At 70.4% G+C, this 12,333-nt stretch carries 8 protein-coding genes; 2 read left to right on the top strand and 6 right to left on the bottom strand.

The genetic code is table 11. The features are described from left to right. Window positions 1-19: 19 nt before the first annotated feature. From EF387_RS36030 to EF387_RS36020, 3 genes are all read right to left on the bottom strand, one after another. Window positions 20-3,283 carry a S8 family peptidase gene (locus tag EF387_RS36030; protein ID WP_128380884.1) on the bottom strand — a complete coding sequence of 1,088 codons (3,264 nt, stop codon included), beginning with the start codon at window positions 3,281-3,283 and terminating at the stop codon, window positions 20-22. A 375-nt stretch (window positions 3,284-3,658) separates the two neighbouring features. Further along, entirely contained in the window at window positions 3,659-4,936 is a 1,278-nt protein-coding gene (locus EF387_RS36025; RefSeq protein WP_202918474.1) for a L,D-transpeptidase, read from the bottom strand. 206 nt (window positions 4,937-5,142) lie between these two features. After that, entirely contained in the window at window positions 5,143-5,502 is a 360-nt protein-coding gene (locus EF387_RS36020; protein ID WP_128380818.1) for a hypothetical protein, read from the bottom strand. 110 nt (window positions 5,503-5,612) lie between these two features. On the opposite strand from EF387_RS36020, the gene EF387_RS36015 reads away from it, so the two are divergent. Both EF387_RS36015 and EF387_RS36010 read left to right on the top strand, forming a co-directional pair. After that, window positions 5,613-6,041, top strand: coding sequence for an LPXTG cell wall anchor domain-containing protein (locus EF387_RS36015; RefSeq protein ID WP_162467264.1), 429 nt, complete (start codon window positions 5,613-5,615; stop codon window positions 6,039-6,041). Between the two features lie 369 nt (window positions 6,042-6,410). After that, entirely contained in the window at window positions 6,411-8,465 is a 2,055-nt protein-coding gene (locus EF387_RS36010; RefSeq protein WP_238431891.1) for a glycosyltransferase family 4 protein, read from the top strand. Window positions 8,466-8,519: 54 nt separating this feature from the next. Here EF387_RS36010 and hutH read toward each other — a convergent pair whose 3' ends face one another. The 3 genes from hutH to EF387_RS35995 all read right to left on the bottom strand — a co-directional run bounded on the left by hutH (window position 8,520) and on the right by EF387_RS35995 (window position 12,157). Then, window positions 8,520-10,058: a histidine ammonia-lyase gene (gene hutH / locus EF387_RS36005; RefSeq protein WP_128380883.1), complete on the bottom strand. Its 1,539-nt coding sequence runs from the start codon at window positions 10,056-10,058 to the stop codon at window positions 8,520-8,522. Window positions 10,059-10,185: 127 nt separating this feature from the next. Further along, window positions 10,186-11,307, bottom strand: coding sequence for a GGDEF domain-containing protein (locus EF387_RS36000; protein ID WP_128380815.1), 1,122 nt, complete (start codon window positions 11,305-11,307; stop codon window positions 10,186-10,188). Window positions 11,308-11,356: 49 nt separating this feature from the next. Continuing rightward, window positions 11,357-12,157, bottom strand: a complete 801-nt coding sequence (locus EF387_RS35995; protein ID WP_128380814.1) for an enoyl-CoA hydratase/isomerase family protein — start codon at window positions 12,155-12,157, stop codon at window positions 11,357-11,359. Window positions 12,158-12,333: the final 176 nt, after the last annotated feature.

Genomic DNA, 12,333 nt, shown 5'->3' with positions numbered 1-12,333 from the left:
ACCGAAGGCTCAGCTCCGGTTACTTGCCGTAGTACGCGTTGTAGATCGAGATCGTCGACTTGTTGCCCTTCTTGTCGGCGATCTTGGCGTGGAAGGAGATGCCCTTCCCGGCCGCCGGGTTCTTCACCGTGACCTTGCCGTTCTTCACGGTGAGCTTCTTCCAGGTCTTGCCGTAGTCGTACGACACGTACACAGCGAGCGACTTGAGGTTCCTGCCCGCGGCGGCACCCTGCACGGTCACCGGGAACGACCCCGTCTTCCCGGCGGCCGCACGGCTGTCGAGGGTCAGCGACGGCTTGAAGCGGACCGTGGAGACGGGCAGTTTCGCCTCGTCGACCTTCTTGGAGCGGAACGTCCAGCTGGCGTCGATCCGGGTGGAGGCCGCGGCGTCCTTCACCGACCGCTTGATGGACGTGGTCAGCCGGTACGAGGCGTCCGCGGACGGAACCTTGAACTCCCCGGCGCCGTCCAGCGCGTCCGCGGTCTCAGCGATCTTCTTGCCGTTGCGGTACAGCGTCGACTTCACCGAGGTGTAGTCGGACGCGCCGGCGTGGGTCTGGCCGTCGGCGAACATCGGCAGCAGACCGTAGATGCTGTTGTTCTCGCGGTAGACGCCGAACACGCTGTCGATGCGCGGACCGAAGACACCGACGTTGAAGGTCTTCGTGTAGCTCTTGCCCGCCTTGAAGACCTGCGGGTTGCCGAGCGAGTAGTAGGCCTCGGGGATCGGGTTGCCCTGGGGATCCTTGGCTCCGGAGTACTGCAGGAAGTCGAAGGTCCACTGGACCTTCTGCCCGGTGGAGAGGTACAGGGTGCGCCCGGTCGGCAGCTTCTGGTCGACGGGGCGGCCGAAGCCCGACTCCTCGCCGATCACGGCGAACGGCATGACCGCTCCGGTCTTGCCCGCGGTGGAGGCACCCAGGTTGGTCTTCACCCTGGCCAGCTCGCCCGCCTTGAAGTGACGTACGTGCGCGCCCACGATCTTCTTGGCCTTGGCGGTGGTGATCACGTCGTACTCGGCGGCCGTGCCCTTGGTGAACTGGCCGGTCCAGGTCTGCACGATTCCGCTGGAGACCTCGGGGCCGAGGTGCGCCATGCGGATGTCCTTGAAGGAGTTGCGCAGGACGCCGGCGCTCCAGCCCGCGGCGGCGTCGGTGTACGACGCCAGAGCGGTCTCCGGCTTGGCCTGGGCGTCCGGCACGGTGATGTCGGCCGGCTTGGTGGTACGGGCGTCCAGGGTCAGCGTGACGTCCTTGATGACGCTCAGCCGCGGCTGGACCAGCCAGTCCAGCGCGCCCTTCGCGGTGGGGCTGTCCAGGTCGTCGCCGATCCAGGCGTCCACCAGGTAGTTGCCCTTGGGCACCCGCACGGTCTCGGTGGGCTCGTCGCCGTACGCCTGGAAGTCCTGGAACTTCGCCAGACCCGACAGGGCGAAGAGGTCGGTGAGGTGTCCGGCCGCCGGCTGCCCGTCCGGCCCGATGTGCTTCAGCGTCACGTCGTAGGACTCGACCTCACGCTGCACGGCCGCGGCGGTCCGCACGGACTGGCCGCCGCCGGTCGCGGTGACGTACGCGTAGTACGAGCCGTCGACGCTGCCGCCGAGTCTGGTGTCAACGGTCAGGTCGACCGCGGCCTCGCGGCCCGCGGGAACGGTCACCTTGGTCGCGCCGAGCTTGAAGAACCCGGCCGGCGCGGCCTGCCCCTTGGGGTTGGTCGCCGTCACGGAGAGGCTCAGGGTGACATCGGTCTTGCCGAGGTTGCGGTAGGTGATCGCATCGGTGACGGGCTTGTCGTCGGTGTGCGGCCACTGCTGCACACCGAAGCCGACCGAGGACGGTTCGGCGAGCACCGTCTGCTTGATGGCCTTGTCGACGGCGATACGGCCCGAGCCCTGCTCGTAGGGCGAGTACTTGCCGCCCTTGGCCGAGCCCGTCAGCGCGGCCTTGAGGTCGGTGTACTTCCAGTCGGGGTGCTGCTGCTTGAGGATCGCGGCGGCACCGGCGACGTGCGGGGTCGCCATCGAGGTACCGGAGATGGTGGTGTAGCCGGCGGGGTTCTCGCCGACCTCCTTGGCGATGACGCTGCCGGCGGCCGACGCCGCGGTGGTGTCCACGCCGGGCGCGGTGACGTCGGGCTTGATGGCGCCGTCGCCGATGCGCGGGCCGCGGCTGGAGAACGAGGCCAGCTTGTCCTTGTCGTCGACCGCGCCGACCGAGAGCGCGGCGTCCGCGCTGGCCGGGGAGCCGACGGTGCCGGCGCCGAGCTCGCCGCTGTTGCCGGCCGCGATGGCGAACAGGACGTCCTCTGCGGCGGACAGCTTGTTGACCGCGGCCTCCAGCGGGTCCAACGCCGCGCTGTCGGGGCCGCCCAGGCTGAGGTTGATGACGTCGGCACCCTGTGCGGCGGCCCATTCCATGCCCGCGAGGATCCCGGAGTCCTCGCCGAAGCCGCTGTCGTCGAGGACCTTGCCGTTGAGGATCTTCGCGCCGGGCGCGACGCCCTTGTACTTGCCCTTGGACTTGGCGCCGGTGCCTGCCGCGATGGACGCGACATGGGTGCCGTGGCCGTAGTGGTCGGTCGTGTCGGCCGCGGCGGAGAAGTTCTTGGACTCCACGACCTGGGTCTTCAGGTCGGGGTGGGTGGCGTCGACGCCCGTGTCGAGCACGGCGATCTTGACGCCCTTGCCGTCGTAGCCGGCCGCCCATGCCTTGGGGGCGCCGATCTGCGGGACGGACTTGTCGAGGCTGGCCTGGCGTACGCCGTCGAGCCAGACGTGGGCGATGCCCGAGGCCGTGGTGGCCTCGTCGCCCTTTTTGTCGGTGACCGCGGACCACAGCTCGGAAGCGTCGTCCTTCGGCGTCACCACGGCGTCCGCGTTCAGTGTCTTCAGGGTGCGGGTGACCTTGGTGTCGCCCGCGTCCCGCACATCCGCCTTCGCGGCGGTGGCGGCGCCCTTGTAGCCGACGATCACCTTCAGGGCCGACGCCTTGCGCGCGGCGGCCTTGGTCAGCTCGGTGACGTCGAACAGCCGGCGGTCCACTTTCCCGGCGGCGATCAGCCTGCGCACGTCGCCGGGCACCACGAGGGTGTGGCCGTTCGCCTTGCGGATCTGCACGGGTATGTGCTCACGGCCCTCGGCGCGTTCGAAGCCGACGACCTTCCCCCTTGCGTCGACGACGACACGGTCACCGGTGATCAGTGTGATCCGCTGCTTGGGCGCGAGCTGTGCCGTCGCCTCCGCGCTCTGCGCCCGCTCGGGCCGCGCCGACGCCGAGCTGGTCATGCCCGCCGTCAGCGCCACGGCCACCGCCGCGACGCACGCTCTCTTCACTTGTCTGCGCAAGTCTCCCCCTGGAGATGAAGTACCGGGCCGAATCCCCTTCATGCCCGGCCGGGGGAGCCCCCTGCGCCGCAGCGCTGTTCACCCCCCGGGATACGCAGTATGCCGGGGGGTGAAGTGGTGCTCAATAGTGGGACGTACTCAAGCACTTGGTGGGGCGTACTCAAGCGCCCTGCGCGCTCCGGACGTTGCCCTTCGCACTCCCCCAGCCTCCGGCGGGGGGACCCGCAGAGCACGCGCCGCGGAGAACGCCGACGGCGGCGCCGCCCTCTCGGGGTCGGCGCCGCCGTCGGACGCAAGGGAGAGCGGGCGGTCCCGTCAGGCCGCCGAACCCGCCTTCCACTGAGCCCAGTCCAGGTTCCACCCGTTGAGCCCGTTGTCCGGGGCGATCTGCTTGTCGCCGGTGTTCTGGACGACCACCACGTCACCGATCATCGAGTTGTTGTAGAACCACGCACCCGCCGTATTGGGGTCGTTGGCGCCCTTTGTGTCGGAGAGGCCCACACAGCCGTGGCTGGTGTTCACCGAGCCGAAGATGGACTTCGCGCCCCAGTAGTTGCCGTGGATGAACGTGCCGGACGTCGACAGGCGCATGGCGTGCGGTACGTCCTTGATGTCGTACTCGCCCTTGCCGTCGTCGTCGGTGAAACCGACCGTCGCGCCGTTCATCCGGGTCTCCTTGAACTTCTCGGAGATCACCATCTGGCCCTCGTACGTCTTGTTCTCGGGCGCGCCGGCGGAGATCGGGATGGTCTTGATCGTCTTGCCGTTCTGCGTGACCTTCATGGTCTTGGTCTGGGCGTCGACGATGGAGACCTGGTTGCGGCCGATCTTGAAGCTGACCGTCTTCTGCTGCACGCCGTAGACGCCCTGCGCGCCCTCGACGCCGTCCAGCGCGAGCTTCAGCGTGACGGTGGAGCCGCCCTGCCAGTACTCCTCCGGCCGGAAGTCGATCCGGTTGGGGCTGAACCAGTGGCCGACGACCTCCTGACCGCTGCTGGAGGTGACGGTGATGCCCTTCTGGACGGCGGCCTTGTTGGTGATCGCCTTGTCGAAGTTGATCGACACGGGCATGCCGACGCCGACGGTCGAACCGTCCTCCGGCGTGAAGTTGCCGATGAAGGAGTTGGCCGGGGCGACGGTGGTGAACGAGGCGTTCTCGTGGGCCGCGCGCCCGTCGGCGTCCTTCGCGGTGGCGCTGATCTTGTAGGTGGTGGCCCTCTCGAGCTGGGCGTCGGGCTTCCAGCTCTTCTTGTCCGCGGATATCTCCCCGGCCACGACCGTGCCCGCCGAGGTCTTCATGGTGACGTCGGTCAGGGTGCCCTTGGTCACGGTGACCGCGGCGGAGTTGTTGATGGAGGCGTTGTTCGAGCCGTCCTTGGGCGTGATCTTGATCTGAGCCTCGGACGTCTTCTTGGCGGCCGCCTCGTCGACCTTGGACTGTGAGGTGTCGCCGCCCTTGCCGCTCTCGGCCTTGTCGTCGCCGCCGTCGCCACCGCCGCTACACGCGGACAGGACCAGTACGCCGCCAAGCAGTGCGGACGCGGCCATGAGACCCCTGCGCCGCCTACCGTCCGTCATCACACGCTTCTCCATCGTTGCCGATTGCCCAAAAAGCCCGAGACTCCCCGTAGAGCCCTACAACGCGCTGACCGGTTCATCCCGTTCCGCATATGCGGAAAGTGTGGGGCAGACCACGCTCATCTTTACGTTGCCAGCGTTGCCGCTGTTGTCGGTGCGCCCCGTGAGACGACAAAACCAGGGATCTCGGTTGCCACTCGGAGTCCCCGAATTCGGGAACCCTATGAGCGGCCGCCGTCACCGTCGTCGACTTCGCCGTCCGCAGCCACCACATCATCCTCGTCCGGACCCCATTCCGGCGAATCGGGGTCGTAGTCGATCTCCTCACTGCTCCACGAGGCCTGCAGGAGATCCACCCCGGGCACGTCGTCCACCAGGTCGGGCGGGTCGACGAGGAAGGCGAGCGCCTCCGCCGTGTCCTCCGTCACGGCACGCACCGTGTAGGCACGCTCGTCGTCCGCCATCGCGCTGTCGCCTCCGATGCGGTCCAGTGCGGCCCTGGTCACGGCCGCGGAGTCGGTGAGTTCCAGTACGAGTTCCACGCGAAGCCGCACATATCGTGATGTCTCGGGAGTACTCATGGCGGGGAGCGTACGGCCCCGGACCCCCGCGACTTTCCTGCGACCCGCGACTTTCATTAGCATCGCCCCACACGGCCAATTCGCCAGCAGCACAAGGGGATAGATATTCAGTGTCCGCCGCACATCGAACGTCGTCCGCCGCACGTCGATCGCTGCTGACCGCAACCGCCGCCGGAACCCTGCTGGGCGCACTGTGGTTCGTCCCCTCCGCCAACGCGACGATGGAGGGGCCCGCCGGGCACACCATGGCCGACACCACGCCGGCCACCGCCTCGGTCCGGGCGAGGACGACCACCGAGGGCACGGCGGAGACCGCGGACACTGCGAACACCGCAGACACGACGGACACCGCGGACTCGGCGGACTCGGCGGACGTGACGACGACGTCCGACGCGTCGGGCACGGAGGACGGCAGGGAACTGGCCGACACCGGCGCCTTCGACACCACCCCGTATGTGATCGGCGGCATCCTCTTTCTGGGTTTGGGCGCCGGCTTCGTGACGTACTCGGTCCGCAGGGAGCGTACGGACGCCTACTGAGCGGGCGTGCGCTGGTGACCGACCGTGCGCCCACCGTCCGGGCGTGCGGAGAGTACCGTTCCGCCCTGTCGGCCGATCCCCAAAACAACGCAAAGAAACCAAGCCCTTCTTGGACTGCCGCCGCAGGCAACGGGGCTCTTGCCAGCGCTGACTGACCGATCGTCAACCGGGAGGCCCTGAGCCGGGGGGATTTACCGTCCCTTCACTTGTGGCTCGCAGTCAGTTCCCGCTTCCTTCACAGGGTTAGACTCCACGTCAGGTTTGCGCCGGCGGGCGGCGTGCGCCTGCTCACACACGGGGTTTTCTGTCTTGAAGATCAGCTTTCTGCTGCACAATGCGTATTCCATTGGCGGCACGATCCGTTCGACCTTGAATCTCGCCGGTGCGCTCGCCTTACGGCACGACGTCGAGGTCGTCTCGGTCTTCCGCACCTCCGACAGACCGACGCTCGGGATCAGCGGCAAGGTGAAGCTCACGCCCCTCGTCGACGAGCGGCCGGAGGCGGAAACCTTCGACGGCAGGCATCCGCTGATGGCGCAGCCGTCGGCGGTGGTGCCGTCCGACGAGGTCCTGGTCCAGCGCTACACCGCGCTCTCCGACGAACGCCTGCTGGACTATCTGCAGCGGACCGACGCCGATGTGGTGATCGCCACCCGGCCGGCCCTGGTGGTCTTCCTCGCCCGGCACGGCTCGAAGCGCTATCTGCGCATCGGGCAGGAGCACCTGTCCTACGACAACCACACCCCGGGCGTGCGCATCGCGCAGAACGAGGCGATCGGGCGCCTGGACGCCTTCGTCACCGTCTCCGCGCGGGACGCGGAGCACCACCGTGCGGAGCTTCCCGGGGTGACCGCCCGGATCACCGACATCTCGAACGCCGTGCCCCGGTCCCGGGCCGATCTCTCCGACGGCCGGGCCCCGCTGGTGGTCGCGGCCGGCCGGCTGGCCCGGGTGAAGCGGTACGACCTGCTGATCGAGGCCTTCGCCAAGGTCCACGCCGAACGGCCCGAGTGGGGGCTCAGGATCTACGGGCAGGGCCCGCAGAAACCCAATCTTCAGGCCGACATCGACCGGCTCCGGCTGAACGACCACGTCCGGCTCATGGGCCCGCACGGCACGATGGAGACGGAGTGGGCCAAGGGCAGCATCGCGGCCGTCACCTCCGACTGGGAGTCCTTCGGGATGACCATCATCGAGGCCATGCACGCCGGGGTGCCCGTGGTCGCCACCGACTGCCCGCACGGCCCGGGCGAGATCATCACCGACGGCACCGACGGACTGCTCGTACCGCAGGGTGACGCGGAGGCGATCGCGGCCGGACTGCTGAAGCTGATGGACAACGCCGACGAACGGCGCCGCATGGGCGAGGCCGCGCGGGTGACGGCGCAGAAGTACGCGCCGCGCAAGGTCGCCGGCCAGTACGAGTCGCTGATCAACGAGTTGCGTGCGGAGCGGGTCACCGCGATGACGAAGCTCGGGCGGCGGATGCGCAAGGCAGTGCGAGGGCTGCTGCCCGCCGGGGCCGCGACGAAGAAGTCCGCACCGCAGACCTCCGCGCAATCCTCCGCGCGGACCGCCGCCGGGACGGACGCCGAGCCCGCCGCCGCGCGGCACGCCGACGGCACACCGCGCCCGTTGCGGCCGAAGGCCGGATGCCGGGTGGACGGCCAGGGCGATGTGCTGGTGTCCGTCGCACCGGGGGGTGTGTCCGGGACGGATCTGTCGCTGGTGGTGCGGCTGCGCAAGAGCGAGGAGGAGTTCCGGGTCCCGCTGGAGGCATCCGCCGACGCCAAGGCCCCCTGGACGGCACGGCTGTCCCGGCATTCCGTGCCGGAGGGCCGCTGGGACATGTACGTGGAGCGCGCCGGTGACGGCATGCGGCGCCGGGTCAAGGCCCGGCTGGTCGAGCAGCGCGCCCTGCTCACCGTGGCGCCCGCTCCGCAGGCGTGGTGGATCCCGTACGCCACCAAGGACGGCTACCTGGCACTGCGCACCTTCCGCAGGACGACGCACGCGGAGGTGACGGCCGTGCGGGCGGGCGAGGGGTCGGTCACCGTCGAGGGCGCCCTGTACGGCGTCACGCTCGGGGACGGGGCCGCGCTGGTCGGGGTGGCCCGGGGCGAGGACCTGGCCGGCTTCGAGGTGGCCGCGGAGGGTTCCGCCGGCACCTGGTTCCAGGCGACGGTGGCCTCCGTGCCCGGGTCCGGGCACCCGGACAAACGCGAGTGGGACCTGTTCCTGCGGCCCGCCGAGGGCGCCGAACTCGTGCGGGTGGGGCGGGTCTCGGACGACATCGTGGACCGCAAGGGCACCGACAGGTACCCGGCGGCGGCCCTGGCCGGTGGCGAGGTCCGGCCCTTCTTCACGGTCACCAACGACCTGGCGTTCAGCGCGGCCCCGAAGTCGTCGGACGGTTCGTCGTGAGGTGAGGGGTGGTGAGCGGTGGGGGGCCGGTGTTTGGCGGCCCCCCAACCGCCGTCACGCCAGGGGGCCGGTGACCGGCTCCACCGCCGCGAGCAGACTGCCCTCCCGTACGAAGGACTCGGCGGCCGCAAGGTCCGGGGCGAGGAAGCGGTCCGGGCCCGGGCCCCGCACGCCGGCCGCGCGGGCCGCGTCGATCACGGCGCGGGTCGCCGGGGCCGGGGTGAGGCCCTCGCGCAGTTCGACGGCGCGGGTGGCGGCGTACAACTCGACGGCGAGGACCCGGGCCAGGTTGTCCACGGCCGTACGGAGTTTGCGGGCCGCCGACCAGCCCATGGAGACATGGTCCTCCTGCATCGCCGAGGACGGGATGGAGTCCGCGGAGGCGGGCACGGCGAGCCGCTTCAGCTCGCTGACCAGGGCCGCCTGGGTGTACTGGGCGATCATCAGGCCCGAGTCGACGCCGGGATCGTCCGCGAGGAACGGCGGCAGGCCGTGTGAGCGGTTCTTGTCGAGGAGCCGGTCGGTACGGCGTTCGGCGATCGAGGCGAGGTCCGCGGCGGCGATGGCGAGGAAGTCCAGGACGTACGCCACCGGAGCGCCGTGGAAGTTGCCGTTGGACTCGACCCTGCCATCGGGCAGGACGACGGGGTTGTCCACGGCGGAGGCGAGCTCACGCTCGGCGACCAGGCGGGCGTGGGCCATGGTGTCCCGGCCCGCGCCCGCGACCTGCGGGGCGCAGCGCACCGAGTACGCGTCCTGCACGCGCGGGGCGTCGTCCTGGTGGTGCCCGGTGAGCCCCGAGCCCTTCAGCACGGCGAGCATGTTGGCGGCGCTGGCCGCCTGGCCCGGGTGCGGGCGGATGGCGTGCAGTTCGGGGGCGAGGACCTTGTCGGTGCCGAGGAGGGCCTCCAGGGACAGGGCGGCCGTGACGTCGGCGGACTTGTAGAGCAGGTCGAGGTCGGCGAGGGCCATGATCAGCATGCCGAGCATGCCGTCGGTGCCGTTCAGCAGGGCGAGGCCTTCCTTCTCGCGCAGCTCGACGGGCGTGATCCCGTGCTCGGCGAGGAGTTCGGCGGCGGGGCGCACGGTCCCGTCCGGACCTTCCGCCTCCCCCTCGCCCATCAGGGTGAGGGCGCAGTGGGACAGCGGGGCGAGGTCGCCCGAGCAGCCGAGCGAGCCGTACTCGTGCACGACGGGGGTGATACCGGCGTTCAGCAGGTCGGCCATGGTCTGCGCGACCTCCGGGCGGACGCCCGTGTGGCCGGAGCAGACGGTCTTGAGCCGGAGGAACACCAGCGCGCGGACGACCTCACGCTCCACGCGCGCACCCATCCCCGCCGCGTGCGAGCGGACGATGTTGCGCTGCAACTGCGCACGCAGTTCCTGGCTGATGTGCCGGGTCGCCAGGGCGCCGAAGCCGGTGCTCACGCCGTAGACCGGGTCCGGCTTGGCGGCCAGCGCGTCCACGATCGCGCGCGCCGCGCGCAGCGCGGAGACGGCCTCGGCGGACAGCTCCACGCGAGCGCCCGCGCGCGCCACGGCAACGACGTCGGACGCGGTGACACCGGACGTCCCCACCACCACAGTGTGCATATTCATATTCAGGAGCGTAGGGGTTGAATTCGATGATGTCACTAGCGGTCCCGGGACCTGCCCCTTACCGGGGCCCCTGGGGGCACGCGGCGGGGGGCGCGGGCTCGGGGATCGGCCGCCGCCGGAGTCAGGGGCGGCCGCGGAAGGTGCGGCGCTCCCCGGCCACGGGAGGCGGAGCGTCGGCCAGCAGGACGACCGGGTCGTCCGGTCCCGCACGGCCCGCCACGACCGGCCCGGTCGCCCGGACCGCCTTCGCCCGGTACTGCGCGGCGTCCGCCAGCCGGAACAGCCGGCGGGCCGAGTGCACCGGCCCGATGGGGTCGCCGGTGGAGGCGACTCCGCAGGAGACGCCCTCGCCGAGGTCGAGGCAGGACGCGCGGCGGCAGAGTTCGGCGGCGGCGCCCACCATTTCGTCGGCGGGCGGTCCGACCGCGAGGAGGCAGAACTCGTCGCCGCCCAGGCGGGCGGCCAGCGCATCGGGGAGCATGGCTCCGCACAGCGAGAGCACGGAGCCGAAGCGCTCCAGGAGACGGTCGCCGACGGCGTGGCCGCAGGTGTCGTTGACGTGCTTGAGTCCGTTGAGGTCGCAGACGGCGAGGCTGACCACGACATGCTCCTTGCGGTGACGTTCGATGGCCTCGTCGAGGCAGACGTCGACGGCGCGGCGGTTGGCGAGACCGGTGAGGGCGTCGGTGAAGGCGAGTTGGCGGACCTCTTCCAGGCGCTCGGTCTGGGCGATGCCCGCGGCGACCACGGCGGCGAGGACGGTGGCGAAGTCCGCGTCCTCGGAGCCGAAGACGGGAGCGTCGGGCGGGCGGGCGACGTAGAGCTCGCCCCAGGCGCGGCCGTGCAGTACGACGGGCGCGACTATGCAGCAGCCGCGGCCCCGTCTTCGGAGGTTGGCGACGCGTGGGTCCGACGCGTCGCCGGCCGCGGTCTCGACCCAGGCGTCGGCTTCGCCGCCCGTGGCCCAGCGGTCGTGGAGGAACTCGGTGATCTCGGGGAACCGGTTGACCGGGTAGGACTCGTGCTCCGGGAACTCCTCCTCGCCCGGGGTGCGGTCGCCGGAGTTCACCAGGACGCGGAGGCGGCCGAGGTCGCGTTCCCATACGGAGAGTGCGGCGAAGGAGCCGCAGAGGGCCCGACAGGTTCCCTGCGCGGCGGCACGCCAGCACTCGCGCGGGGTGTGCGCCGCCGCCATCCCCTGCGCCAGCGCCACCACGGCTCGTAGCCGTGCGTTCTCTCCCATTACTCCAGGTTAGGTAGGTTTGGGGGAGTTTGTTATGTCGGTCCCGCGCCTACTCCCCCGGCCACTGCGGGTCCCGCTTCTCGTTGAAGGCCGCGACCCCCTCGGCCCGGTCACCGGAGAAGGCCGTCGTGCGCCAGGCCGCATCCTCCACCTCCAGGCCCGCCCGCAGGTCCAGTCCGTCCCCCAGACGCAGCGCACGCTTGGCGGCGCGCAGACCCACGGGGGAGTTCGCCGCGATACGGGCGGCCAGGGCGAGGGATTCCACACGGTCCCGGCCGGGTTCGACCAGGGTGTCGATCAGGCCCAGGTCCAGCGCCTCCTGCGCCTTCACTCGACGGGCGGTGAAGATCAGCTCGGCCGCACGGGCGGAGCCGACCCGGCGCGGCAGGAGCTGGGTGCCGCCACCGCCCGGGATCACGCCGACCGAGACCTCGGGCAGCCCCAGCACCGCCGTACCGTCGGCGACGATGAGATCGCAGGCCAGCGCGATCTCGAACCCACCGCCCAGCGCGAAGCCGTGCACGGCGGCGACGGTGGGCATGGGCAGCTCCAGGACGCCCGTGTAGGCGGCGCGGGTCACGGGTCGCTGACGGAGCAGGTCCGCGTCGGTGAAGGAGTTGCGCTCCTTGAGGTCGGCGCCGACGCAGAAGGCACGCTCGTGTGTGGAGGTGAGCACGACGACACGCGCCTGGCGGTCGGCGCCGAGCGCAGCGCAGGCCGCCGTGAGCGAGCGGGCCATCTCGGTGGAGACCGCGTTCATGGCCTTGGGACGGTCCAGCACGAGTTCCGCGACGTGACCGTGCCGCCGCACGGCCACGAACTCCCCGTACCGCTGCTGCTCCTCAGTCATGACCCTCTCCCGTTAACGATGGTTAACCATATGCCCGGCCGATCATCTCAGCCGAATGAGCGGATGACCAGAAGCCGAGTCCGGGGCCCTCGTTCGGGTGACTCCTCCCGTAACACCTGCCTCGGCGTCCCCCGCGCCCATAGCGTGCGCACCGCACAGCGCGCCGGACGGGCCGG

The sequence above is a fragment of the Streptomyces cavernae genome, assembly GCF_004023625.1.
Classification (GTDB): Bacteria; Actinomycetota; Actinomycetes; order Streptomycetales; family Streptomycetaceae; genus Streptomyces; species Streptomyces cavernae.
This window is presented reverse-complemented; position numbering and strand designations above follow the sequence as displayed.

Coding starts and splice junctions, on each gene's coding strand:
- EF387_RS36030 (WP_128380884.1), bottom strand. CDS start 3,283: ATGACCAGCTCGGCGTCGGCGCGGCCCGAGCGGGCGCAGAGCGCGGAG.
- EF387_RS36025 (WP_202918474.1), bottom strand. CDS start 4,936: ATGGAGAAGCGTGTGATGACGGACGGTAGGCGGCGCAGGGGTCTCATG.
- EF387_RS36020 (WP_128380818.1), bottom strand. CDS start 5,502: ATGAGTACTCCCGAGACATCACGATATGTGCGGCTTCGCGTGGAACTC.
- hutH (WP_128380883.1), bottom strand. CDS start 10,058: ATGCACACTGTGGTGGTGGGGACGTCCGGTGTCACCGCGTCCGACGTC.
- EF387_RS36000 (WP_128380815.1), bottom strand. CDS start 11,307: ATGGGAGAGAACGCACGGCTACGAGCCGTGGTGGCGCTGGCGCAGGGG.
- EF387_RS35995 (WP_128380814.1), bottom strand. CDS start 12,157: ATGACTGAGGAGCAGCAGCGGTACGGGGAGTTCGTGGCCGTGCGGCGG.